We start from the raw sequence: 24,088 nt of genomic DNA, 5'->3' as shown, positions 1-24,088 counted from the left end.
CGATTAAAATAATCCCCGTGCGGCTATTGTCAATAATCGGCAATCAATAAAGAATAGTGTTTCATTTTGGAGCAAAAACCTCACCGATGCAGCAAGCAATACTGCAATACGTCCTCCTCTATCTCCTTACATATTGTTTCATATTCTAAAGAAAGTGAAGTTGCCTCACTTTCATTCCTCCGCAGTTTTTCAAGCATATTACTTGCCTCATCATAGGCTTCAAAAAGGCCAATCAGAGGCTCACTGACAAGTTGCCTGAGCTCGGTGCGGACAGATGGAAGCTTTAACATGAGTTTACTGAGCCCGCTTTTCGAAGCAGAGCTGGCGTTGCGGCGGACTGTTTCATCCCGGTTCACTGTCCACGGATCTCCCCTCAACGGATTTGTATGTAAAGCATGACACCAATTTGTGCGGGTGGCAGTACGTTACGGTAAATCTACCCGTGCTGCCCGGGCCAGGCGATCCTTGCCAGCGAGAGGGTGTCAACCGCCAGCGAATGCGCACACACGCATTTACTGTAACGTACTTACGAGCGCCCAAGAATTATTCGAGCCTCTTCGAGTTGCCATCGACATGAGCATCGACGACATCCCAATTTGCCTCGCGAACAGGAGCACGGAATGTTGAGACAATCCATTTTGAGGAGGCCGCTATGAAGAAGCCCGTCATCCGCCGACTACTTTCGGCGACCGCCGCATTGGTCATGACAGTGACGTCTGTAACGGTTGTGACCCCCGTTCATGCGCAACAAAATGCGCCTGCGGAACCCGCGGCGAAACCGAATATTCTCGTGATCTTTGGCGATGATATCGGCCAGACCAATATCAGCGCCTATTCGTTTGGGGTCATGGGCTATCGCACACCGAACATCGACCGTATCGCACAGGAAGGGCTGATGTTCACGGACTATTATGCCGAGAACAGCTGTACCGCTGGACGCTCATCCTTCATCACCGGGCAAACGCCGAAGCGAACCGGCTTGTCGAAAGTTGGCGTGCCGGGTGCAACGGTTGGTCTGCAGGCACGCGACGTTACCCTCGCCCAGGCGCTGAAGCCTCTTGGTTATGCCACCGGTCAGTTCGGTAAAAACCACTTGGGCGACCGCGACGAATATCTGCCGACCAATCACGGCTTCGACGAGTTTTATGGCAACCTCTACCATCTCAACGCCGAAGAGGAACCCGAAAACCCGAACTGGCCGAAGGATGATGAAGCCTTCACCAAAATGAGCACGCCGCGCGGTGTGCTCAAGGCAAGCGCTGACGGAAAAATCGAGGATACGGGTGCACTGACGAAGAAGCGCATGGAAACCATCGATGACGAAACCACGGACGCTGCAATCGACTTTATCAAGCGTCAGGTCGACCAGAAGAAGCCATTCTTCACCTGGATGAACACGACACGCATGCATTTGTTCACCCATGTTCGCCCTTCGATGGTCGGACAGAGCGGCATGACCGGCAATGAGTATGCCGACGGCATGATCGAACATGACGGTGATGTCGGAAAACTCCTGAAGACGCTGGATGACCTGGGCATCGCGGACAACACAATCGTCGTTTACACGACCGACAACGGTCCAAATCGCTTCACTTGGCCGGATGCTGCAAACTCGCCATTCCGCAATGAAAAGGATTCCAATTTCGAAGGCGCTTTCCGCGTGCCGGCAATGGTGCGGTGGCCGGGCCATATCAAGCCCGGTCAGGTGTCGACAGATATGTTCTCCGGTCTGGACTGGTTCCCGACTTTGATGGCTGTTGCTGGTGATACCGATATCAAGGATCGCCTTCTCAAGGGTACCAGCATTGGCGGCAAGCAGTTCAAGGTGCACCTGGACGGCTATAACCAGTTGCCATATCTCACAGGGCAAGAATCCAAGAGCGCTCGCAATGATTTCGCCTATTTCAACGATGACGGTGTTCTCGTTGCCTATCGCCTTGGCGACTGGAAAGCGGTCTTCGTTGAGATGCAGCATCCCGGTGGCTTTGCCGTGTGGCAGCAGCCTTTCACGCCGCTGCGTGTTCCCAAGCTCTACAATCTGCGCATGGATCCCTATGAGCGCGCCGATATTGTTTCGGACCAGTACTTCGACTGGCTGACAAGAAACGATTTCAAGCTGGCGCAGATGACGATGCACGCCGCAGAATTCCTTCAGACCTTCGTTGAATATCCGCCTAGTCAGGAACCGGCAAGTTTCTCGATTGATCAGATTGCCCGCGATGTCGAGGTCAAGATCAAGGAGAACGCAGCGAAGTCCAAAGCGAACTGAGATTCGAAATGACGGCACGCGCTTCAGCGCGTGCCGTTTCTTCGTCGACAGGAGCACAGCATGACTGCACGCGATGACATTCTGAAACTTGGTGACAGTGTGGGACAATCTGTCATCGGACAGGAGCAAATGGTCGAGCGCCTATTGCTGGGTGTGATTTCAAACGGCCACATACTGGTTGAGGGGCTCCCCGGGCTTGCCAAAACCCGTGCAATCAAAAGCCTTGCGAAAAATCTCGAATCCGAGCTTTCGCGCATCCAATTTACACCCGATCTGCTGCCTGCGGATGTCACTGGTTCTGAAATCTATATCTCAGACGGCGCAAAAAGCGCCTTTCAGTTTCAGCAGGGTCCGATCTTCGCCAATCTCATTCTTGCCGATGAGATCAATCGCGCGCCCGCTAAGGTTCAATCAGCCTTGCTGGAAGCGATGGAAGAACGGCAGGTAACTGTCGGTGGAAAGAGCTATCAATTGCCGGACCTGTTCATGGTGATGGCAACGCAGAATCCGATTGAGCAGGAAGGGACCTACCCCTTGCCCGAGGCACAACTGGATCGATTTCTGCTTCATATCCGGGTCGATTATCCCGATGAACAATCCGAAGCTGCGATCATGCGTCTTAACCGGAGCGAGGAACAGGAAGCCCATGATAAGCGTCCTGCAAAGGATAAAGCCACTCGCCTGTCCGCGAAAAGCATCTTTGAGGCGCGCAAGGAAATAGGCACGATTACAGTGTCGGAGCCGGTTGAAAAATACATGGTCGCACTGGTTTTTGCGACACGTTATCCAGAACGATACAATGCCGATCTGGCCAAACTTTTACAGGTAGGTGTGAGCCCGCGCGGTGTGATCGGCCTTGATCGCATGTCGCGCTCCTATGCCTGGTTGAAGGGCCGTGATTTTGTTACGCCCGATGACGTCAAGGCCATCATGCACGATGTATTCCGGCACCGATTGCTGTTGTCTTATGAAGCACATGCGTCAAACACAACGCCCGACCAGATCATTGACCGCATCGCCGAGCTGGTGGCTGTGTCATGAGCGCAAGCCTGAGCGACGATACCGGTGTTTACGTAGACACCTCCGCGCTCGTCGCACTTGAGGCGCAAGCGCGTGATCTCAGCTTCGTTCAAAAGTCGCCTAGCCATCGCCAGCTTGCGGGCCGGATGCGCTCGGCGGTACGTGGTCGCGGTCTCTCCTTCGAGGAGTTGCGCGAATATCTGCCGGGCGACGATATCCGCTCTATCGATTGGCGCGTCACGGCGCGCACGAAGAAGCCAGTCGTGCGAGTTTACAGTGAAGAGAAAGAACGCCCTGCCCTCCTGATCGTCGATCAGCGTATTAATATGTTTTTCGGTAGCAGACGCGCGATGAAATCCGTAAGCGCCGCAGAATGCGCAATGCTGTGTGCCTGGCGTATATTGGGATCTGGCGATCGCGTCGGTGGCATCGTATTCGGCGATACAGACACGACGCAGATCAAACCGCAACGCAGCCGCAATGCCGTCATCGGTCTGGCCAGCCAGATCGCGGAAAAGAACGCCGCGCTCAATGCCGGCTACGCGCATGATCCCGCGCCGACAATGCTGAATGACATTTTGCATCACGTCAGTGCCATCGCCTATCACGACTATCTCGTGATCGTTGTCAGCGACTTCGACGGTCACGATGATACGACGCGTGATTACCTGCTCCAGATTTCGAGCCGCAACGACGTGATCTGCCTGCTGGTCTATGATCCATTTCTGCTTGATCTGCCGAAGAGCGGCGAACTGGTCATCAGCGGGGGCACAACTCAGGCCGAGTTGACCTTCGGCAAAGAATCAATGCGCAACTCCATCGATAGTTTTGCGCGTAACCGCGGGCGTGAATTTCGCTCATGGCAACGCGAGCTTGGTCTCCCCATGCTGCCTATCTCTGCGGCCGAAGAAACCGCCCCGCAATTGCGCAACCTCCTTGAGAAGTCTATGTGGCGTCAAAGGAGGCGGTAGTGGATCAAGCAACAGAGACCGCCCTGCGTTCGCTCCACGACATTGCTATTCCGCCGCCGATCCCATGGCTGCCGCAGACATGGGGATGGGTACTGGCGGCGGCCCTGCTCTTCCTGGCAATTGCCATCCTCATTGTGCGATGGGCGATCCGCTATCGACGCAACGCCTATCGGCGCGAGGCGCTCCATATTCTTGAAACAATATCCAACAGCGCGCCCATGGTACGGTCAACGGAAACAGAAATCGCCGAACTGATGAAGCGCACGGCGCTTTCTGTCTGGCCTCGTACTGACGTGGCGGCGTTATCCGGCAGCCAATGGGTTGCTTTCCTCGAACATCACAGTCCAGAGCCGCTTGGAACCGACCTGAAAGCGCTTCTGACAGGTCGCGAATACGAACCCAACCGGCAGATAGACGACTTGGCCATGATCGTTCGTCAGGCGCGGCTGTGGATCGAGAGGCATCATGTATGAACTCGATCATCCGTGGCTTCTGCTTTTGTTACCGGTACCGCTGCTTTTCTGGTGGCTATTGCCGAGCCATCAGGTCTCGACAGCTTCAATCAGGCTTCCCTTCTTCAAAGATGTTGCAAGAGCAGCCGGTGTTGAGCCAACAATAGGATCAATCATTCCGCGACGAAGCTGGTGGCAGATCGTGCTCGAACTGATCGCGTGGAGCCTGCTGGTTCTGGCACTGGCCCGGCCGCAACTGATCGAACCACCGATTACAAAATCGATACCGCAGCGCGATATACTACTGGCGCTCGATCTTTCCCAATCGATGGACACGCGCGATTTTGCGACACCAGGCGGCGCGCTGGACTCGCGGATCAACGCCGTCAAAACGGTGGTAGCCGACTTTGTTGCAAGGCGGGCAAACGACCGGCTCGGCTTGATTGCCTTTGGCGACGCCCCTTATCCGCTAGCGCCGTTCACGATGGACCACGATTTGATACGGACGATGATTGGATCCCTCGTGCCGGGCGAGGCCGGTCCCAGAACCGCAATGGGCGACTCCATCGGCCTGGCTATTCGCATGTTCGAAAAGTCGAACGTGCCCGAAAAGGTGCTCATCTTGCTCTCCGATGGCAACGATACGGCCAGCAAGATGCCACCTCTGAAAGCCGCAGAAATCGCCAAAGACGACCACATTGTTATTCACACCGTCGCAATCGGTGACCCAAACGCGACCGGCGAAGATAAGGTTGACACACAGACATTACAGGCCATCGCCACACAAACGGATGGACGCTATTCCTTCGGTCAGGATCAGGCCAGTCTGGCCGCCATCTACGATATGCTGGACAGTATAACGCCACAGGAACAAAAAGAGTTGTCATGGCGACCGCGACGGGAGCTGTTCCCGTATCCGGCGGCACTCTCATTGATGATATTGATCTTTTCCCTTCTTATTGGAGTTGCACAGGCACGAATGGCGCGGAGAGCAGCGGCATGATCTCCGACTTTCACTTCCTTCGCCCGGCCTGGCTGATTTTATTGATACTGCCGCTTGTCTTGGTTTGGCTTGCCGCGCGATCTTCGGACGTGAGGCATAAGTGGAAGAATATGATCGCTCCACATCTGCTCGAGCGACTGGTCATCGAAGGAGACAGCAAGCGGCGTTTTCAACCGGCGACACTTCTGGCGTTGATCATGGCTATCATGATCCTCGCTATCGCTGGTCCAAGCTGGGACAAGGAAACTCCACCTTTCGTCCACGACACGGCATCACTGGTGATCGCGGTCGATCTTTCGCAAACAATGGATGCCATTGACATCAGCCCCAGCCGCATCGAACGAGCCAAGCTCAAAATCCATGATATTCTGGCAAATCGCGCCGGGGCTAGAACGGCTGTGATCGCCTACGCAGGCACTACACATCTTGTTTTACCCCTCACCGACGATACCGATCTGATTGAATCCTATACCGATGCGCTTTCGACGGGCATCATGCCGCGTCCGGGAAAGGATACAGGCGCAGCACTTACCCGCGCAGCCCAACTTTTGAAAGAAGACGATTCTTCCGGAACAATACTGTTCATGACAGACGGAGTAGAAACATCGGCCATCAAGTCACTGGACGATGAACGGGATACTGGCGTTGTGGTGTTGGTCATCGGCACAGCGGATGGTGGGCCGATCAAGACCGGAGACGGCGGCTTTCTTTCATCAGACGGTGGTGCACGCCTCATTACCAAACTCGATACTGAAAGCATGGCGCAACTGCGCGCCTCGCATACTATCGCAGTCACAACCGTCACCGACGATGATACCGATGTTCGTTGGATTACCGCGCAAATACAGGGAAACTTTGCGCAGCAGCAATCGGATAAGGAAAGCCGATGGCGCGACAGCGGATGGTGGTTCCTCATCCCGGCAGCGCTCTTGTTCGCCCTCACATTCAGACGCGGCTGGGTTGTCCGGCTGGGCAGCATAATCATTGCTTTTCACCTGATCGGAAACGACCCGGCAAGGGCGGGTTCATTGGAAAATATGTGGCTGACGCAGGACCAACAGGGGAGAATTGCTTTTCAAAAAAACGAATTTTCCAAAGCTGCAAAGTTGTTTCGCAATCCCATGTGGCGTGGTGTCGCCGAATACCGGGCCGGGAATTATCAGGAAGCCATCAATGCATTCGCCATCATCGACAGCCCCGAAAGCTGGTACAATCAGGGTAACGCGCTGATGCATCTGAAGAAGTTTGACGACGCTGTCTCTGCTTACGAGAAGGCACTTCAAGCAAACCCAAAGTCGGAAGACATTCAGGCCAATCTCGCGACAGCAAAGCGCCTCCTGCAAGCACAGCAGAAAGAGGAACAGGATCAGGCGGAAGATCCAGATTTGAAGCCCGATAGTGTCCAGTTTGATGACAAGGGTAAAGAAGGCAAAGATGTTGAGATTGCCATGTCTGAACAGACGTCTCAGATGTGGATCAAGAACATTGCCGTCAGCCCAGCCGCCATGCTGGCACGCCGTTTTTCGATTGAGGCGGAAGGCGGCACCAAATGAGGGTTCTGTTTCGTCTCATCGTTTACGGCCTGCTTCTGACGACCCGATTTCTCGTCAGCAACGCCGCGGCGCAGGAACCCATTATACGCGCCAAGATTGAAGAAACCGGCACAATTGTGCCGGGCCAGCAAGTTCATCTCGTTCTAAATGTGCTTGCCCCGGGTTTCTTCATCTCGCCCCCACAATTTCCCCTGTTCGCGCTGCCGCACGCTCTGGTAACATTGCCTGACGAACGATCCCAGAACGTCACGGATACCATAAATGGCGTTCAGTTCAGCGGCATTCAAAAGCGCTATTCCATCATACCGCAAGTCAGCGGAAGCTATAGCATTCCCGCAATCGCGATTTCGTTCGACTATCTTGAGGATGGAAATCGCAAGCACGCAACCGCGACGAGCGCACCGCTGTCTTTTGGCGTCAGTGCCGCTCAACACGACGGACAACCTGAATTCGCTGCCGGGTCGCTGGAACTGACGCAAAGCTTCGACCGACCACCGGAGAAATTACAGACCGGAGACGCTCTGGTCAGAATGCTTACCATTACCGCAACAGATACGGTGGCGATCACCATACCGCCGGTCAATGTTGGAACATCACAAGGCCTGAACCAGTATGTAAAACCAGCAACTGTGGCCGACAATGTTCCGGTGGGGCGACAAACAGCAAGTCGACGCGTCGAAACCATCGTCTACACGGCTTCCAAGCCTGGCACGTTCACGCTACCTGCGGTTTCCTATCGCTGGTTTGATGTGCAATCACAGCAGGCTCAATTCGCAACTTTACCGGCGACAACCGTTACGGTCGCTCCAGGTACAGCGAAATCTGCGACATCCGTTGAACCCGCTCGCAAAAACATGCCAAGTCGGCAGGTGCTTTGGATATTGGCGTTAGCCTTGCTTCTGTTCGCAGTCGTTCTTGCCCTCGCTATGCGATATCGGGCGCGGCTTTCGAAACTTCTGCACGAATGGAACGAGCGGCAGCGAAGCTCGGCAGGCAGGCAAAAACGACAGACACTTCGTATTATCAGAACAGGCGACTACGCACAGATCAATGCCGCGCTGGAAGTCTGGTCCCGACGCAATGGATACTCGTCAGTTGAGGATTGGGCCGCAGTAGCAGGTGACGTTTCACTGACGGCGCAAGTCGAAATTCTGCAACGACAGCTTTATGGAAATAGCGCCCCGGAAGAGATTGATCGCCGTGTCTTCGCTCACGGCGTTGAGAACCGCATTTCGCGTCAAAGCGCCTTAAAGCCACCCGCGCTTGTATCGCTGAACCCCTGATACACTTGCCTGATTTACCGTAACGTACTTCCCGCCAGAGGGCCACAAAGGCAACCTTTGTACAATTTCGCGGAGGATGACGATGGGTATGAACGCTTCGAGCAAACGTTATTCCGAGCAGGCTTCAGACGAAATGGCCTGGATACCGGGGGGTACGTTTCAGATGGGGTCGGACAGCCACTATCCCGAAGAAGCACCGCGACATCCGGTTAAGGTTGACGGATTTTGGATCAGCACGACACCCGTCACCAACCGTCAGTTTTCCCGCTTCGTTGAAGAAACGGGTTATATGACGATGGCGGAGAAAGCACCCAATCCCGATGACTATCCCGGCGCCCTTCCCGAAATGCTGCGCGCAGGCTCGCTTGTGTTCACGCCACCAAAAAGGGTGGAGGGCCGCGATATCGGTCAATGGTGGAAATTCAAATTCGGAGCAAACTGGCGCAAGCCATTGGGTGGGCTCAGCGATTTACGCGGTAAGCTCGATCATCCCGTCGTTCACGTCGCCCATTGCGATGCGCTTGCCTATGCGCAGTGGGCGGGTCTCGATTTGCCAACCGAGGCAGAATTCGAGTTCGCAGCCAAAGGCGGACACGAGGACATGGAATATGCGTGGGGCAATGACCTGATGCCGGATGGCGTTGCCATGGCCAACACGTGGCAAGGCGTATTTCCCGTGAAGAGCACGAAACCCGCAGGGCGTGAGCGAACATCTCCAGTCCGGTCATTCCCCGCGAATGGTTATGGCGTCTACGACATGATCGGCAATGTCTGGGAATGGACCAATGATTACTGGACAACGCGACATGCGGAACCGGCTGCAAGTCCCTGCTGCATACCCAGTAACCCCCGTGGGGGCGAAGCATTGGCGAGTTTGGACCCACAGCAACCCGATATCCGCATCGCCAGACGTGTGCTGAAAGGCGGCTCTCACCTCTGCTCGCCGGATTATTGCCGTCGCTATCGTCCGGCTGCGCGCCATGCAGAACCCGAAGACACATCCACAAGCCATGTCGGATTTCGGTGCGTGAAAAGGCCAACAAACTAGGGGGAAGTTCATGCGTTCGCTTGCGCGGTTAGTGCTGATCGTCACGTTGCAGATTTCAACATCGGCATGGGCCGCAGAGCTTTCCAACTGGAATGACAGTAAATCCAGGCAGCAGATCGTCGACTTCGTCGAAAAGGTAACCAAGCAAGGCAGCAGAGATTATGTTGCGCCTGCCGACCGAATTGCCGTGTTCGACAATGACGGTACACTCTGGACGGAGCAACCCTATTACTTTCAATTGGCTTTCATGCTGGACCGGGTCAAGGCACTGGCTCCCGATCACCCTGAATGGAACACCACGGAACCGTTCAAATCCATCCTCAACGATGATCTGGCAGGTATTGCAAAAAGCGGCGAGAAGGGCGTGGTAGAGCTTGGCATGGCGACCCATGCCGGTATGACGACCGACGAGTTCAACAAGATCGTCACGGATTGGTACGCAACCGCGAAGCATCCAAAGACGGGTAAGCCCTTTACGGAAATGACATTCCTGCCCATGCGTGAGCTGCTTGATTATTTGCGCGCTCATGACTTCAAAACATTCATCGTGTCTGGCGGTGGCGTGGAGTTCATGCGCCCCATGACCGAAAAGGCCTATGGCATTCCCGCTGAGCAGGTGATCGGCAGCAGTATCAAAACCCAATATGCCGTAGAGAATGACCAACCCGTCCTGAAACGCTTGCCGGAGGTTGATTTCATCGATGATGGTCCCGGCAAACCCGTTGGCATCAATCGCGCTATTGGTAAGAAGCCGATTTTCATCGCGGGCAACTCGGATGGTGATTACGAAATGCTGCGCTGGGGCACCGCATCTCCCAACAGCCTCGGCATCATCATCCACCACACCGATGGAGACCGGGAATATGCCTATGACCGGCAGTCGTCATTCGGCAAGCTGGACAAAGCTCTGACCGAAGCACCGAAAAGAAACTGGGTCATCGTCGACATGAAGAATGATTGGAAGAAGGTCTATGCCTTCGAATGACCTTTCATTTCACATGCCATAATCCGCAGTCCATAAACACTCAAGGAGGACTCCAATGCCGATCAACAGGCGCATTCTCCGATGTACAGTCAGCGGGCTATTCTTGCTCGGCATGATTACAATATCTGCCGCTCAAGACAGCAAGGCCGCTTCCGACAGGATCGAACCCGCTTCGATCCAGGCCTTAGAGAATATGGGGAAGCATCTGCAATCCTTGCAGAAATTTACCCTGAATTCACAAACGAGCGTGGACGCTGTTCTGGATACCGACCAGAAACTGGAGATCGGCGGCGAGATAACTTATGAGGTCGAAAGACCGAACAAACTCCGTATCGATCTGAAAACGGATGTTGTGCAGGGTGAGTTCATTTATAACGGAACAACATTCACCTATGTCTCGCCAAACAACAATACCTATGCTCAGGCTCCAGCGCCTGCGACAATCAAGGAAACACTTGAGGAAGCCGCTCAGAAGTATCATCTGACTTTCCCTCTGGCGGATTTGTTCGCCTGGGGCACACCAGACGCGCCAATCAACGAAGTTGTTGAGGGATTCCATGCTGGTAATGCAACGGTGAACGGCAAAGCAACGGATCATTGGGCCTACCGAACCGGGGATCAGGATTTCGAAGTCTGGATTGCTTCGGATGGTCCACCCTTACCCCTCAAGGTTTCGCTTGTTGATCGCGACGATCAGACCCGCCCACGCATGACGGCCGTTCTCAATTGGAACGAAACGCCCGATATTCAGGCGAGCGCTTTTGAATTCACGCCGCCGCCCAATGCGCAAAAGCTCCGCTTCCTGGAAGAGGGGAATCCGCAATGAAACTCTTTCGCGTCACGATAGGAATTTTGTTCGCCACGGCCATGATTGCTCCACAGATCGCAGAGGCTCGCGGAGCCTTTGGCGGTCGCATGCCACGCATGAATTTGGGCGGCGGCGGAATGCACGGGTTTGGTGGTGGCGGTGGCTTTCATGGTCCCCGTATGGGCGGTTTTAACGGGCCAGCGCATTTCGAACCGCGGTTCAATCCATCTATGCCACGTCCTCGCGGCGGTAATGTTCCCCACGCTAGAACGGGGCCGAGCCTGCATCCCGCGCATCATCCGGAGCCGGGTCCGCACCCTACGCCTCATCCAGCTCCCCATCCGGCACCGAAGCCACATCCCGGGCCGGGTCCTGCTCCACATCCGGGGCCAGGGCCGGTTCCTCCAGGACCGGGACCGCATCCTTTGCCGCCACCTCCTCCGCCTCCGCCGGGGCCATACTGGCCGGGCTATTGGAATGGAGGTTGGGATCCGGCAGCCGCAGCCATAGTTGGCACCGCCGCAGCCGTTGCTATTGGTACGGTCATCGCCAACGTCCCACCAGACTGCACCAATGTTGCTGTCAACGGCATAAACTACAAGGACTGCAACGGAAATTGGTTCGAGCCGAAGTATAACGGACATTCCGTCGTCTATGTTGCGGTCGCTCCGCCAAAGTAGCGAGAACTGGTTACCCGCTTCGTCATTACAGACGAAGCGGGTAACCTGCCGATGCCATTAATCCTTTCGTCAGAGATGTGGAAAGACAACCTTACCGCAGAAAACTCCTCGTGGATTGCCTATGCATTTGTGGTAGAATGCTGGGAATTGAGGTCCGATGCAGATTTGTGACGGCTTGGCGTAAGGAGTTTCAGGCCGATGAGGCAGATCAATCGTTGTGTGTACAGAGGGGCAGCATTAGCCTGCCTGTTTGTGACCTCCAATGTCATGGCTGCCGATCAATCGACCACCTCCGCACCGCAGGAACCGCGCGGCTGGATCATTACGCTCGGGGCTGGCACCGAATATGGACCGTCTTATGAAGGCGCGCACGATAAATCGTTCAGCTTTGTGCCCTCTTTCGACATTCGACGCTTTGGTGAAGCAGCAGACCTCAGTGCTCCCGACGACAATATCGACTATTCGCTGTTTGAATTGGGTGGCGTCGAGATCGGACCGGTTGTCAGTCTTCGCGGCAACCGCAAGCCCTCTGACGACCCAAGCCTGCAAGGGCTGCACGAGATCCGCTGGAGCGTGGATGCCGGCGCGTTCGCACAATATTGGGCTATCCAGGACAAACTTCGCTTTCGCGTCGAAGCCCGGCAAGGTTTGCGGCATGATGACGGCTTTGTAGCCGATCTAGGCGCCGACTGGTTTCAAAGCGCAGGCAAGGATTTGATTTTCTCGGTTGGCCCTCGCCTCTCCTTCGCCAACGCAACCTATATGCAGAACAATTTCGGCGTCAGCGCCAATGAAGTGGCAAATGGGGCCGTTCTGCCCGCCTATGATGCACGCGGAGGTTTGAAATCGGTTGGCGTTGTGGCGAGCGTCACTTACCAGCTCACCGATACAATGAGCATTCAGGCTTATGACAAGTTTGAACGACTGGTGAGCGATGCCGCCGACAGTCCAATTGTCACGCAAGGCGGCTCACCCAATCAAAATTCCATCGGCATCATATTGAGCCGGTCATTTGAGCTCCGGTTCTGACAATTCTGCGTCAACCTGTTCGGCGGTGGATACCAGCCAGACACCTGACAGAATGAGAACGCTTCCAGTTATCTGCAAAAGATTGGTCGGTTCCTGAAACCAGAACCAGCTGGCGGCCAGAACCGCCACATAGCTGATGGCCGAAATCGGAAAAGCCTTGCTGAGATCGAAATCGGCGAGCACTTTCATCCAGAAGAAGAAGCAGGCAATCTCCACCGCCACGGCAGCCAGCATCCATGGTGAGGTCGCCGCTGCTATTGCCCAGCCGAGGCCTGTCGTTGTGATCTGATCCAGCTGTTCAGCCGCAAACTTCACAAAAATCTGCGCCAGTGTGTTGAAGACTGGAATGGCAATCCAGAGGGAAACGTGACTTTTCACAACTTCGTCTCCGGTGTTTCATCAACGGCGAACATGGGTGAAACCAGTTTCAAAGCAGCCTGAATGATGGGATTGCGATGGCGGAAAAACATCGTATTGCGCGTCAGGCGACTGCCGAGCCGTACCTTGTTTTCATAATAAGCTTGTCCGCTTTGATAGCGGCACATACCGTGATTGAGGCAGTATTCGAGATTGTTGAACCAACTCAGATAATAGAGATTGTATTTGCGCCCAGCTTCCGCATCCATGCAGAAGAATTTATCAATCAGCACCTGTTCATCGCAAACGAATATGTTTGCTGCAAGAATTTGATCGTCCGCCTTGTAGATTGTACAGAAAGCTCGCCCCCGCATCTGCCGTAATATGCCTGTGAAATAGGCGCTGGTGAGCGCTTCGAATTGCCATTCGCTTCGTTCACGCGTGTGATTATAAAGCTCCATGAAACGGGGCAAGAAATCGGCGATTTCCGAATGATATTCTAAAGTCACCGCGTTACGACTGCGCAATTTGCGGCGCATATCTTTGCGTGTTGCCGGTGAAAGCCGGGCGAGATAGTCGTCGATGGAAGCGAAGTCAATATCCAGCCACGCAGTTGCCAGACCGGGCATGGCGGCATAGCCACCGGCAGCAAAGACATCGCACAAGGCGGCTGGCAATGTCTCAGGCACATCCTTGATGCCGCGCAAAGAACATCCCTCCGCGTCCGCCATGCGGTTGAAGCCTTCGAGGAGTTGTTTTAACAAAACCGGCTGCATCTCCGGCGCAACGGACATATGAAATCCGGGTGTTCCATTCTCGGTACAGGGCGAGCCAAGACAGGCGAGACGCAACGTGAGAAAGCTCGACCAATATTGCCGGAAACCGCGTACCAGCCTGCGTACTCGCCCTTCTTCCAATGTCGTATCGAGTTGATACTCCGTCAGAAAAGCTGGCATTGCAGCAACGATACGCTCATTTTGAACAATCGTCACATAGCGCCAGTGGAAACCTTCAATCCCTGCTTGTTCGACCGCTAGCAGATAATCATAATTTTCGATTTCGTTGTGAAAACAATCGTTCCACGCTTCCCGACCGATATGGGTTATGGAGGCGACAACCCGCGTTTCAGCAAGTGCTGTCTTGCCGATGAGTACCGGGGTGCATGCAGGCAATCCGTCAAACAAGCTCGCAAGCATTATGCCCCTCGAAATAGCTGGCCGTGAAATCTGCGACTGAACGATGCTGCCGATCCACATGAATCATGTGATAGCTATCCTCAATCCAGTGCAGGCTGTTGGGTGCGCCCAGATTTCGGGCGATATATTCTGCCTGACGTGGATTGCTGAGATCGTCTTCACGCGCGTGCAGTATGAGCGTTGGCGTGCGAATGGCGGGCAGCTGCTTTCGAAACGCCCGCCCCAAACGGTACATTTCAATAATCCCGGTTCCGGGGAAATGTTCCAGCACGCCCTCCGCCGACATGCCGGTCATAAGCCGCCGCAACCGATCATCCTTGATGCCCATTGCTGGTGTTTCAGAAAAATTGAGCCGATCAAGAAATGGCACATGCGCGAACCAACCGATCTGCCGGGACAGGAAAGGATAAAAGAAAGGCACGCCCCAGCCATCATAATGAAAGCATGGAGAATAAAGTGCGACGGCCTTTATGGAACCGGGATTGCGATGCGCCGACAAAAGCGCCAGCTTTCCCCCCACGCAGATACCAGCTGCATAGGTCGTGTCCGCATAGGCCTTCAGCTTCTCTGTCGCTTCATCGACACTATCAAGCCAGTCGCGCCAATGGCTTTTGCGAAATGACGCTTCGCTTTCTCCGTGTCCAGCGAGAAGAGGCGCGTAGACCGTAAAGCCCCGTCGATTGAGAAGTCGCCCGACCAGGCGCATCTCCGCCGGGGCGCCGGTCATGCCATGAACCAGCAGAACAGCTTGTCCGTTTGTGCCTGGCATAAAGAATGAAAACGGATCGGAAAGGTTCATGAATTCTGCTTTCTTAAAGCCCAGTCAGGCCGACGCAAACGACGCCAATTGTGATCAGAGAGACCCCGAAGGCGTGACGCTGATTGATCTTCTCGGAAAAGAACAAGGCCCCGGCGGCAACCATCGCAGCGTAACTCAACGCCATCAAAGGAAAGGCTATGGACAACGGCACCTGCTCAAGCACCAGCATCCAGCAAAACAGTTCCACCGCCCAGAGCACGACACCCAGCCACGTGACCGGCAGCAATAGAGTGCGCCACATATTCGGCGCGCGATCCGCCGCAAATTTGAAGCAGACTTCCCGGCCCACTTCCGTAAGGATGCAGAAAATCACCAGTGCCAGCATCGACAAAGAGAGCGTTCCAGTCATTGCACCATCATCCCGCTCAGCATGTGCAAAAGCTGATGATTGACCGCACTGTTGACCGCTATTGTTCGTTCCGTGACCGCCGGCCCTGCTGGCTGATCGAGCAAGATCTCGATGCGTTTTGCCATCGTCCGCGCAAAAGTCCCTCGATAAACAGGGCGGGAGTAATCACCGATCACGTCGGCTCCCACGATCCGGTGACGTCCACTGATTGCGCGGAGCGCCTCCGTTAAAAATGGCATCCGCATCCGCCCTTGATCCCAGTTCGTGATGGCCTCATCACGGGCAAGAACATCCTTGTCTATGGTGATATAAACAGCTTCGGTACCGATACGGGAGGTCAGACGCGATAAGAAATCCGCCTCTCCACAATCGGCAATCGTTCGCCAATTGATGTAACCCCTTCTGTGAGAATGACTCGCTCCAACGCCGTAACTGTACCAGACACGGCTGGGTGCATGGTCATAGGGATAAAGTTCGAGCCGCTCGTCCCGCAAAAGTGAAAGATTGGCGCCTTTCCATTCCGGCAAGTTCAGGTCGCTACTGCACACACCGATGGTAATAATCTTCTTCACCAGGGGATTTGCCGCAGCGCGATTGATCCAGGACCCGCAATGCACACCATTTTTGAAATGGACCCAATCAGGGTGATTGTCGAAATGGATCAGCGTGATCGGTTGATGCGATTGTTCCAGTGCGAGTTCAAGCAACAGGGATGTGATGTGATGAAAATCCCCCGAGCCCATGAAGAACAGGGAAGCCTCTCCAACCCTCTTTGAAAAAGCAACCGATAGCTGTTTCTTCAACTTGGTCAATTCATCCGGGCGGGCCCAGAGGCGAAGCAAGTCACCTTCAGCCTTGGCCATGATTTCGGACGCGCCGGCATCGCGGCACGTCCTCATGAAGTCGGACTGCAGCTCCAGCGCATCATCAAGATGAAGAAGATGGAGCTGCATCACCTCACCGCTTTGCTGCGCGTATGAAGAGCTGATCGAGCAGCGTCAGAGCCAGATCAATCTCCTCATGGGAAATAAGCAGATTGGGGGCCAGCGTTATGACATTCTTGTGGTAGCCACCAACATCGAGCACCAAACCATAGTTCTTGCCATTGACAGCAAGGTCGCCCTTCATGCCTTCATCACACATCCAGTCAAGCGTAGCTTTATCCGGAGTGTAGCTGTCTTCCTGGCAGACCTCTAGCCGAAGCGCGAGGCCGAGACCATCGACTTCACCAATGGTCTTGTGCTTGGCCTGCAACTGTTTCAACCCATTGAGGAAGTAAGCGCCCTTCTCCATTATGGTCGCGCCGTAGTCTTTCTCTTCTTCCAGCATTCGCAGTGTCTCAAGAGCAACAGACGTACCCATAGGATTGCTGGCAAATGTTGAATGGGTTGAGCCTGGGGGGAAAACGCCCGGATGGATCATGTCTTCGCGCGCCCAGACACCCGACAACGGGTTGAGGCCGTTGGTGATTGCCTTGCCGAACACCAACACATCCGGGTTGACGCCGAAATGCTCAATCGACCAAAGCTTTCCGGTGCGATAGACCCCCATCTGAATCTCATCGACCACCAGCAAGATGCCGTGTTCATCGAGAACCTTCTTGAGCTCTTTGAAGAAATTCATCGGCGGAATAACATAACCGCCCGTGCCTTGAATTGGCTCTACATAGAAGGCAGCGAATTCAGACTTTCCAGCCTTTGGATCCCAGACGCCGTTATATTCGCTTTCGAACAAACGCGCGAATTTCTGAACGCAATAATGCCCGTATTCTTCCTTGCTCATGCCCTTGGGGCCGCGGAAATGATAAGGAAATTCAATGAACTGCGCACGATCGGAGAAATGGCCGTAGCGGCGGCGATAACGATAGCTCGATGTAATCGACGATGCACCCAACGTACGACCATGATAGCCACCTTCAAAGGCAAACATCAGGCTCTTGCCACTGCTGAAATTGCGCACCAACTTGAGTGAATCCTCGACAGCCTGCGATCCGCCGACATTGAAATGAACGCGGCCCTTTGTGCCGAACTTGCGTTGCGCGTCCTGCGCAATCAGGGCCGCGAGTTCCACCTTCTCGCGGTGCAGATACTGTGAGGCGACCTGCGGCAGCGTATCCAGCTGGCGATGAGCCGCTGCATTCAAGCGCGGATTGCGATAGCCGAAATTGACCGCCGAATACCACATCTGCAAATCGAGAAATGGCGTCTCCTGTTCGTTGAACAGAAAGGACCCTTCGCAACCGGTGAAAAACGCGGGATTTTCCGAGTAATGGACCGTGTCACCATGCGAGCAATAAAGCTCTTCAAGCAGACGCAGATCGCTTTCAGTTTCGGCGACAACCGAATAGGGTTGGGATGAATTGGAAGTCACAGTCTTGTTCATGGATGTGCTTTCTGGGAATGATTAAATCTTTACGACAGGCGCAATTCCAGCGCCCGCTTGCGACGTCTGGGTACCCAGCCGTGTTAGAGGTTAGGTATTCAGAGGTCTGGGAACTTAACGATACTGACGATTATTCAGGCAGCTACGAAGCGCTGCGGCAGTCCCTCTTCCCGCAACGCGGGTAGTAAGGCCCGCAGACTTCGCGTGACATCCCGAAATCCCTCATAGGCTATGAAAGGGATATTCTGGTTGCGGCAATGATCCGCCAAGGCATGCTTGGCGAAGATAAGTTCTGGCCGATCGGACACGCAGAAGTCCGACCGGCCATCGCCAACATAGACGCGAGGGACGGCAACATCGAGAACTCTGCATTTGCAGACGCCCGATGCAGCCCGACATCCACTGTCGGCGTAAGGAGACAGGAGCGCGTAAGTCACGCGTCCGGCATTTTCAGTTATGAGCAAGCGATTGGCGATGACTGGCAATGGGCCAAGATCAAATCGCGAGAGTATGCGCCTGATAAAATAGTCCACACCGTCGCTGACAATGGTGACAGGCAGCCTTTCCGACTGGCAGAAGGTCATGAATGAGACAAAGCCAGCGTCAATCTCGATTTCATCGAGCACCTTGTCGAGTTCGTCGCGACGCGCATCAATCAAGGCGACCTGCTGGCGCATGCAGGTGCCGGAGTCGATCTCGCCCGCAGCCCACTGCGCTTCGATTTCTTCCCACACTGGATCGGCAAGACGAGACAGAACATAATCCGTTGCATCATGCGTAGAGATCGTTCCGTCAAAGTCACAATATATATGCATCTTATCGGCCTCTGCTAATTGACAGGGCTTCTAGCAGCCGTAACTGAGGCGATGCTGATGGGAAAATGAAGCGAAACTGAAATTGGGCTTGTTATTGAAGGATTATATGTCTTTTAAGCAAAAATATCAGCGATGTGACAATGCGATTACGGCTTTGCTAGCCACCAGTACGGCGCACAAACCTGTGCCATTTGCGGGCGCATCCAGCGAAACATTCACGGCGAGGCGCGTCGCAATATCCGCGACGATGGCAAGCCCCAATCCCGTTCCTTCCTCTTGCGGCGAGCCAACACGATAAAACCGCTGGAACACGGCTTCTCGTTGTTCCGATGGAATACCGGGACCGCTATCGCAGATCGTCAGCCGCCATTCCGTTTCATTCGCCTCATGGAGCGAAACGTGAATATCACCCTCCTCCGGCGTATATTTGATGGCGTTTTCAATCAGGTTCTCAATAAGCAAACGCAATAAGGGCTCGTCGGTGTCGACCCATGCGTCTTCCACGCCATCCAGGGTTATATCCAAACGCTTCTGCCGGATGACAGGACCAAGTTCGGCCAGGACGGAGGCCGCCGTATCATAGAGATTGAAACGGCTATATTGGACCTGTTGGTAGCTGACCCGTCCGGCCTGCAAAAGCTGTTCGATCAGACGCATAGCTTTCTCGTTGCTTTGCACGAGACTGGCAACGATGGCTTTCCGCTCATCCTCATTGTCCGATTGTTCCAGCATCTGGAGCAACAGTTTCAAACCGGCATGGGGCGTACGCAACTGGTGTGCGGCGTGATCGGCAAAACGTCGTTCGGCGGTCAGCGAGCGATCCAGCTTGCTCATCAATTGATTGACGGAGCGCCCTAGCGGCGTGAGATCGCGCGGCAATCCATCCGTCGGAATGAACGAAAGGTCATCTGATGAACGACTGCGTATCTGATTGATGAGTCCATAAATCGTCCGCAAGCCGCGTCGGATACCGAACCACATCAGTAATCCGATCAAAGGAATGAGGATCAACAGCGGAATAACCAGATTAAGCAGAATGTTGGAGACCAGTGTATTGCGCAGTGCTGTTTTCTCACCGACCTCGACGACAAACTGGTCGCCCGGTATCTGGAGCGTGTAAATTCGCCAAAGCTCACCATCATAAACAACATCGGACAAACCGCCGCCTGACAAGGGCTGTTCCGGGCGAAAGGCAGTTGTGGAATAGACCGCAATCCCTCCGTTTTTCCAGACGCGAAACATGTGCGCATCGGCGTAGTCGTCAACGTCTTCGTTCAGCGCCAACTGATCGCCCATGGCAAAGTCGAGATCCTTGAACTGCCGCGCTTCGTTGAAGTTGTGCTTTTGCAGAGGCTTTTGCAGCAGGTTCCACAGCACATTGGCATCATTGATCAGCTGCGCATCATAGATATGATTGATTTCGCGCAGCGCGCTTTGGAAAGCGAACACACCGATAATCACCAATGCGATCAGAATTGTCGGGGCAACGCGGATGAAAAGGCTCCACGTCAAAGTGGGCTGTTTCATCTTTCAACCATATATCCGACACCGCGCATTGAGGTTATAAAATCTGAACCCAGTTTCTTGCGCAGATTGTAGATAATCACCTCGGTGGTGTTGCTTTCAATGGCGCTTTCCGTGCTGTAGAGCGCATATTCGATATCGCGCTTGGTCACATACTTGCCTGCACGCTCCATCAGCAGCTTCAAGAGCTGAAACTCTTTCGCCGTAACAGGAATTGGGCCGTCGCTTCCACGCACAACCATTGCCGCCGGATCAACTTCAATCGGGCCGCTTTTCAGGATACTGTCTGCCCGACCATCACGCCGCCGCAACACAGCACGCAAACGGGCGAGCAGTTCTTCCAGATCAAATGGTTTGGTGAGATAGTCATCGGCGCCGCCGTCCAGACCCTCGACCCGTTGCTGTGGCAGATCGCGCGCCGTCAGCAACAGGATAGGTATGCTGTTGCCGGTTTGCCGGACTTTGCGCAGGACATCGATGCCGCTCAGTTTCGGCAAGTTAACATCGAGCACCACGATGCTGTATTCGAGCGTCGTCAACGCCTCGACCGCCGCCTCGCCGTCCTGAACCCAATCGACGCCATAAGCATGTTTCTCAAGCGCCTGAGAGAGAGAACGCCCTAATATAATGTCATCTTCAACAAGTAAGACGCGCAATTGTTTAACCTTCAGCCATGAAGAATTTGAATTCTTAGCCCGGCCATTCCGGCAATTTTACGACAGTCTTTGGCGCTGCAGTATAAATCAGGGCGCAGTCTTTTTCTTATGCACTCTCCATAACGCGAATGTGCTGTCCACCGCCGATATCGATGAACTGCGTGGGTGGTGGTATCTGGTGCACGTCATGCGTGCCAAAACTCTGCGGATAGAAAGCATAGCCCTCCGGCGCTTCCGGCGCAGTTCTGTCGTCGAGAAGACGCCCACCGGCTAGCTCGGTCATGGGGTCGGGTATGGCCGCGATCAATCGCCTTGTATAAGGATGGGTTGGATTCGAGAAAATCCGGTCCCAAGGTCCGCTTTCGACAATCTGCCCGAAATACATGACAGCCACGCGGTCACTCATATGTTCCACGACACTCAGATCATGGCTGATCATGATATAGGACAGGCCTAGCCTTTCCTTCAGCTCCAGCAATAGATTGATGATCTGCGCACGAATGGAGACGTCGAGCGCCGAGACCGGCTCGTCGAGAACAATCACCTTCGGATTAAGCAACAGCGCCCGTGCAATCCCGATGCGTTGACGCTGACCGCCAGAAAATTCATGCGGAAAACGTTTCGCATGCTCGGGCTTTAGCCCGACGAGGCGCAAGATTTCCTCGATCCGCCCATCCACCTCGCTGCGCGATGCCACGCCATGAAGTCGCAACGGGGCGGCAAGCGACGTATAAACCGTCTGGCGCGGGTTGAGCGAGGCGAACGGATCCTGAAACACCATTTGCGCCATTTGCGCGCGTTCAAGCCGTGATGGTTCATTTCTGCCCGTGATCGGGCGGTCTTCAAAGTAAATCTCGCCACTTGTCGGTTTCTGTAATCCTACAATCGAAAGCGCGAGGGTGGATTTACCACAGCCGGATTCACCCACAATCGACAGGCATTCGCCCTTGTTGAGCGTCAGGCTGAGATTGTTGACAGCGCGCAGCAGCTGTCTGGAACGGCTGAATACACCGCCAGAAACAGGAAAATAAACGCATATATCGTCAATGGTGACGAGCGGTTCCGTTGTTCGCGTTGAATGCATATCATTCATGATGAAAACACCTCACCACACCCGCATCTTGCAGCGGCGTCCATCCTGGTTTTTCCGCGCGGCATATTTCGGTTGCGCGTGTGCAACGCGGTTCAAACCGGCATCCTTTTGGAAAAGCGGAAATAGATGGCACGACGCCTTCGATTTCCTGTAACTGGCGCTGTCCTTCCTTCTGACGTGAACCGAGCTGAGGCAGCGATGCCAGAAGACCATGCGCGTAAGGGTGCGACGGATGCTGGAACAAGCCAGCCGTTATGCGCTCCTCCACCAGATGTCCAGCATACATGACACCAACGCGGCGGCACATTTTGGCAATGACACCGAGGTCATGGCTGATCATCAGCACAGACGTGCCCCGCTGGGCGCAAAGCTCCTGCATCAGGCGCAAGATTTCCGCCTGCACGGTCACGTCAAGCGCAGTCGTCGGCTCGTCTGCAATCAAAAGATCAGGATTGCACGCCAGTGCAATCGCAATCATGACGCGCTGGCGCATGCCGCCCGACATTTGGTGCGGATAATTCTTCACTCGTTGATCGGGCGCCGGAACCTGCACATTTGCAAGCGCTTCAACCGCCTTGCGCTCGGCTTCATGCCAGGTCGCGCCCTGATGCAGCACAAACATTTCCGCAATCTGCCGCCCGACAGGCGACAGAGGATTGAGCGCGGTCATCGGCTCCTGGAAAATCATGGCAATACGACTGCCGCGCAGCTTGCGCATTTCACGCGATGACAGACTGTTCAAATCCTGTCCGTTGAAGCGGATGGCGCCGCCAGTGATCGACAAAGGTTTGCGCAGCAGACCGATCATCGACAACGCGGTGATGCTCTTACCGCAACCAGATTCACCCACGAGACCGAAAGTTTCTCCCGCGCCAATGGTGAAGGATACATCTTCAACCACGTTGTGCCTGGAAGAGCCGGACACGATATCGATGCGAAGGTTTTCCACCTCCAGAAGTGCTTTTTCGCTCATACCTTGCGTGTCCTCATATGCGGGTCGAGCCAGTCGCGCAGGCCATCACCGAACAGATTGAGGCCAAGCACGGTGAGGAAGATCGCCACGCCGGGAAAAATCGCTGCCCATGGCGCATTGACGATAAGTTCGCGCGCGTCGGTCAGCATATTACCCCAGCTTGGATCAGGCGGGCTGATACCAAGCCCGAGATAGGAAAGTGCGGCCTCAGCCAGAATGGCGTCACCCATGCCAAGCGTACCAATGACAAGGATCGGGCCGATCATATTGGGCACGATTTGCGTGATCATGATGCGAATATCGCTATAGCCCAGCATTTTCGCAGCCTGCACGTAACCCTGCTTCTTGAGTGAGAGCGTTGAGCTGCGAGCGATGCGACATGTCCAGGACCAGTTCGTCAGACCAAGCGCCAGCAAGAGGCTGGGCAGGCCGGGGCCGAGAACCGCCATGATGGCCAGCGCAAAGATCAGTGACGGGATTGCCAGCATCAGATTGGTCAACCCGTTGACGAAATCATCCCACCAGCCGCCGAAATAGCCCGCCGATATTCCAAAGCCAAGACCGATCACTGTGTTGATGCATTGTGAGACGATGCCGACCGTCAGCGACACCTGCGCACCGTAGAGGATACGCGAGTAGACGTCACGTCCTTGCGCGTCTGTCCCGAACCAGAACTGGGCATCGGGCGGCAATTCGGCATTCATGAGATCGGCATCAAGGACCGGATGATAATGGGCCAGCAGCGGCGCGAAGACTGCCGCTGTCAGGATGATGATGCAAACGAGCCCGCCGAATAGGAGATTAAAACGCAGCTTCATTGGC

Annotated in this window: 25 protein-coding genes; 12 read left to right on the top strand and 13 right to left on the bottom strand. The window is 54.5% G+C overall.

Going from position 1 to position 24,088, the window contains the following annotated elements:
• Positions 1–80: 80 nt before the first annotated feature.
• Positions 81–356, bottom strand: coding sequence for a hypothetical protein (locus FGI60_RS12800; protein ID WP_138785515.1), 276 nt, complete (start codon positions 354–356; stop codon positions 81–83).
• 296 nt (positions 357–652) lie between these two features.
• Between FGI60_RS12800 and FGI60_RS12795 the strand changes: the two genes are divergently transcribed.
• The 12 genes from FGI60_RS12795 (at position 653) to FGI60_RS12740 (ending at position 13,101) form a co-directional block, all read left to right on the top strand.
• Positions 653–2,269: an arylsulfatase gene (locus FGI60_RS12795; protein ID WP_138785514.1), complete on the top strand. Its 1,617-nt coding sequence runs from the start codon at positions 653–655 to the stop codon at positions 2,267–2,269.
• Between the two features lie 60 nt (positions 2,270–2,329).
• Entirely contained in the window at positions 2,330–3,310 is a 981-nt protein-coding gene (locus FGI60_RS12790) for an AAA family ATPase (protein WP_138785513.1), read from the top strand.
• Positions 3,307–4,260, top strand: coding sequence for a DUF58 domain-containing protein (locus FGI60_RS12785; protein WP_138785512.1), 954 nt, complete (start codon positions 3,307–3,309; stop codon positions 4,258–4,260). Before FGI60_RS12790 ends, FGI60_RS12785 begins: the two co-directional genes overlap by 4 nt.
• Entirely contained in the window at positions 4,260–4,733 is a 474-nt protein-coding gene (locus tag FGI60_RS12780) for a DUF4381 domain-containing protein (RefSeq protein ID WP_235889800.1), read from the top strand. Before FGI60_RS12785 ends, FGI60_RS12780 begins: the two co-directional genes overlap by 1 nt.
• Positions 4,726–5,715, top strand: a complete 990-nt coding sequence (locus tag FGI60_RS12775; RefSeq protein WP_138785510.1) for a VWA domain-containing protein — start codon at positions 4,726–4,728, stop codon at positions 5,713–5,715. The genes FGI60_RS12780 and FGI60_RS12775 overlap by 8 nt, the downstream gene beginning before the upstream one ends.
• Positions 5,598–7,268 (top strand): vWA domain-containing protein, encoded by a 1,671-nt coding sequence (locus FGI60_RS12770; protein WP_328592652.1) that lies wholly within the window; start codon positions 5,598–5,600, stop codon positions 7,266–7,268. The genes FGI60_RS12775 and FGI60_RS12770 overlap by 118 nt, the downstream gene beginning before the upstream one ends.
• The gene (locus FGI60_RS12765) at positions 7,265–8,551 is read left to right on the top strand and encodes a BatD family protein (RefSeq protein WP_138785509.1); all 1,287 of its coding nucleotides are present in this window, start codon (positions 7,265–7,267) and stop codon (positions 8,549–8,551) included. The genes FGI60_RS12770 and FGI60_RS12765 overlap by 4 nt, the downstream gene beginning before the upstream one ends.
• A gap of 82 nt (positions 8,552–8,633) precedes the next feature.
• Positions 8,634–9,599: a formylglycine-generating enzyme family protein gene (locus FGI60_RS12760; protein WP_138785508.1), complete on the top strand. Its 966-nt coding sequence runs from the start codon at positions 8,634–8,636 to the stop codon at positions 9,597–9,599.
• A gap of 10 nt (positions 9,600–9,609) precedes the next feature.
• Entirely contained in the window at positions 9,610–10,584 is a 975-nt protein-coding gene (locus FGI60_RS12755) for an HAD family hydrolase (RefSeq protein WP_138785507.1), read from the top strand.
• Positions 10,585–10,639: 55 nt separating this feature from the next.
• Positions 10,640–11,410, top strand: coding sequence for a DUF2092 domain-containing protein (locus FGI60_RS12750; protein ID WP_235889799.1), 771 nt, complete (start codon positions 10,640–10,642; stop codon positions 11,408–11,410).
• Entirely contained in the window at positions 11,407–12,072 is a 666-nt protein-coding gene (locus FGI60_RS12745) for a hypothetical protein (protein WP_138785506.1), read from the top strand. The genes FGI60_RS12750 and FGI60_RS12745 overlap by 4 nt, the downstream gene beginning before the upstream one ends.
• 198 nt (positions 12,073–12,270) lie before the next feature.
• Positions 12,271–13,101: a MipA/OmpV family protein gene (locus FGI60_RS12740; RefSeq protein ID WP_138785505.1), complete on the top strand. Its 831-nt coding sequence runs from the start codon at positions 12,271–12,273 to the stop codon at positions 13,099–13,101.
• Here FGI60_RS12740 and FGI60_RS12735 read toward each other — a convergent pair.
• From FGI60_RS12735 to FGI60_RS12680, 12 genes are all read right to left on the bottom strand, one after another.
• Positions 13,081–13,479 (bottom strand): EamA family transporter, encoded by a 399-nt coding sequence (locus tag FGI60_RS12735; protein ID WP_138785504.1) that lies wholly within the window; start codon positions 13,477–13,479, stop codon positions 13,081–13,083. The two genes, FGI60_RS12740 and FGI60_RS12735, sit on opposite strands and share 21 nt — an antisense overlap.
• Positions 13,476–14,654 (bottom strand): GNAT family N-acetyltransferase, encoded by a 1,179-nt coding sequence (locus FGI60_RS12730; RefSeq protein WP_138785503.1) that lies wholly within the window; start codon positions 14,652–14,654, stop codon positions 13,476–13,478. Before FGI60_RS12730 ends, FGI60_RS12735 begins: the two co-directional genes overlap by 4 nt.
• The gene (locus FGI60_RS12725; RefSeq protein WP_138785502.1) at positions 14,635–15,453 is read right to left on the bottom strand and encodes an alpha/beta hydrolase; all 819 of its coding nucleotides are present in this window, start codon (positions 15,451–15,453) and stop codon (positions 14,635–14,637) included. The genes FGI60_RS12730 and FGI60_RS12725 overlap by 20 nt, the downstream gene beginning before the upstream one ends.
• A 13-nt stretch (positions 15,454–15,466) precedes the next feature.
• Positions 15,467–15,823 (bottom strand): DMT family transporter, encoded by a 357-nt coding sequence (locus FGI60_RS12720; RefSeq protein ID WP_138785501.1) that lies wholly within the window; start codon positions 15,821–15,823, stop codon positions 15,467–15,469.
• A complete protein-coding gene (locus FGI60_RS12715) occupies positions 15,820–16,776 on the bottom strand; it encodes an arginase family protein (RefSeq protein WP_138785500.1) in 957 nt (318 codons plus the stop codon). The genes FGI60_RS12720 and FGI60_RS12715 overlap by 4 nt, the downstream gene beginning before the upstream one ends.
• Positions 16,777–16,780: 4 nt before the next feature.
• On the bottom strand, positions 16,781–18,205 hold the full coding sequence (locus FGI60_RS12710; RefSeq protein ID WP_138785499.1) for an aspartate aminotransferase family protein: 1,425 nt from the start codon (positions 18,203–18,205) through the stop codon (positions 16,781–16,783).
• Between the two features lie 134 nt (positions 18,206–18,339).
• A complete protein-coding gene (locus FGI60_RS12705) occupies positions 18,340–19,020 on the bottom strand; it encodes an MtnX-like HAD-IB family phosphatase (protein WP_138785498.1) in 681 nt (226 codons plus the stop codon).
• A 126-nt stretch (positions 19,021–19,146) separates the two neighbouring features.
• Positions 19,147–20,547 (bottom strand): sensor histidine kinase, encoded by a 1,401-nt coding sequence (locus FGI60_RS12700; RefSeq protein ID WP_138785497.1) that lies wholly within the window; start codon positions 20,545–20,547, stop codon positions 19,147–19,149.
• Complete coding sequence (locus tag FGI60_RS12695; protein WP_138785496.1) at positions 20,544–21,200, bottom strand: response regulator transcription factor; 657 nt, start codon at positions 21,198–21,200, stop codon at positions 20,544–20,546. Before FGI60_RS12695 ends, FGI60_RS12700 begins: the two co-directional genes overlap by 4 nt.
• Positions 21,201–21,306: 106 nt before the next feature.
• Positions 21,307–22,293 carry an ABC transporter ATP-binding protein gene (locus FGI60_RS12690; protein WP_138785495.1) on the bottom strand — a complete coding sequence of 329 codons (987 nt, stop codon included), beginning with the start codon at positions 22,291–22,293 and terminating at the stop codon, positions 21,307–21,309.
• The gene (locus FGI60_RS12685; protein WP_138785494.1) at positions 22,286–23,266 is read right to left on the bottom strand and encodes an ABC transporter ATP-binding protein; all 981 of its coding nucleotides are present in this window, start codon (positions 23,264–23,266) and stop codon (positions 22,286–22,288) included. Before FGI60_RS12685 ends, FGI60_RS12690 begins: the two co-directional genes overlap by 8 nt.
• The gene (locus tag FGI60_RS12680; protein WP_138785493.1) at positions 23,263–24,084 is read right to left on the bottom strand and encodes an ABC transporter permease; all 822 of its coding nucleotides are present in this window, start codon (positions 24,082–24,084) and stop codon (positions 23,263–23,265) included. The genes FGI60_RS12685 and FGI60_RS12680 overlap by 4 nt, the downstream gene beginning before the upstream one ends.
• Between the last annotated feature and the right edge of the window lie 4 nt (positions 24,085–24,088).

The organism is Brucella haematophila (assembly GCF_005938105.1).
Classification (GTDB): domain Bacteria; phylum Pseudomonadota; class Alphaproteobacteria; order Rhizobiales; family Rhizobiaceae; genus Brucella; species Brucella haematophila.
This window is presented reverse-complemented; position numbering and strand designations above follow the sequence as displayed.

Coding starts and splice junctions, on each gene's coding strand:
- FGI60_RS12795 (WP_138785514.1), top strand. CDS start 653: ATGAAGAAGCCCGTCATCCGCCGACTACTTTCGGCGACCGCCGCATTG.
- FGI60_RS12790 (WP_138785513.1), top strand. CDS start 2,330: ATGACTGCACGCGATGACATTCTGAAACTTGGTGACAGTGTGGGACAA.
- FGI60_RS12785 (WP_138785512.1), top strand. CDS start 3,307: ATGAGCGCAAGCCTGAGCGACGATACCGGTGTTTACGTAGACACCTCC.
- FGI60_RS12775 (WP_138785510.1), top strand. CDS start 4,726: ATGTATGAACTCGATCATCCGTGGCTTCTGCTTTTGTTACCGGTACCG.
- FGI60_RS12770 (WP_328592652.1), top strand. CDS start 5,598: ATGGCGACCGCGACGGGAGCTGTTCCCGTATCCGGCGGCACTCTCATT.
- FGI60_RS12765 (WP_138785509.1), top strand. CDS start 7,265: ATGAGGGTTCTGTTTCGTCTCATCGTTTACGGCCTGCTTCTGACGACC.
- FGI60_RS12760 (WP_138785508.1), top strand. CDS start 8,634: ATGGGTATGAACGCTTCGAGCAAACGTTATTCCGAGCAGGCTTCAGAC.
- FGI60_RS12755 (WP_138785507.1), top strand. CDS start 9,610: ATGCGTTCGCTTGCGCGGTTAGTGCTGATCGTCACGTTGCAGATTTCA.
- FGI60_RS12750 (WP_235889799.1), top strand. CDS start 10,640: ATGCCGATCAACAGGCGCATTCTCCGATGTACAGTCAGCGGGCTATTC.
- FGI60_RS12745 (WP_138785506.1), top strand. CDS start 11,407: ATGAAACTCTTTCGCGTCACGATAGGAATTTTGTTCGCCACGGCCATG.
- FGI60_RS12740 (WP_138785505.1), top strand. CDS start 12,271: ATGAGGCAGATCAATCGTTGTGTGTACAGAGGGGCAGCATTAGCCTGC.
- FGI60_RS12730 (WP_138785503.1), bottom strand. CDS start 14,654: ATGCTTGCGAGCTTGTTTGACGGATTGCCTGCATGCACCCCGGTACTC.
- FGI60_RS12725 (WP_138785502.1), bottom strand. CDS start 15,453: ATGAACCTTTCCGATCCGTTTTCATTCTTTATGCCAGGCACAAACGGA.
- FGI60_RS12720 (WP_138785501.1), bottom strand. CDS start 15,823: ATGACTGGAACGCTCTCTTTGTCGATGCTGGCACTGGTGATTTTCTGC.
- FGI60_RS12715 (WP_138785500.1), bottom strand. CDS start 16,776: ATGCAGCTCCATCTTCTTCATCTTGATGATGCGCTGGAGCTGCAGTCC.
- FGI60_RS12710 (WP_138785499.1), bottom strand. CDS start 18,205: ATGAACAAGACTGTGACTTCCAATTCATCCCAACCCTATTCGGTTGTC.
- FGI60_RS12705 (WP_138785498.1), bottom strand. CDS start 19,020: ATGCATATATATTGTGACTTTGACGGAACGATCTCTACGCATGATGCA.
- FGI60_RS12700 (WP_138785497.1), bottom strand. CDS start 20,547: ATGAAACAGCCCACTTTGACGTGGAGCCTTTTCATCCGCGTTGCCCCG.
- FGI60_RS12690 (WP_138785495.1), bottom strand. CDS start 22,293: ATGAATGATATGCATTCAACGCGAACAACGGAACCGCTCGTCACCATT.
- FGI60_RS12685 (WP_138785494.1), bottom strand. CDS start 23,266: ATGAGCGAAAAAGCACTTCTGGAGGTGGAAAACCTTCGCATCGATATC.
- FGI60_RS12680 (WP_138785493.1), bottom strand. CDS start 24,084: ATGAAGCTGCGTTTTAATCTCCTATTCGGCGGGCTCGTTTGCATCATC.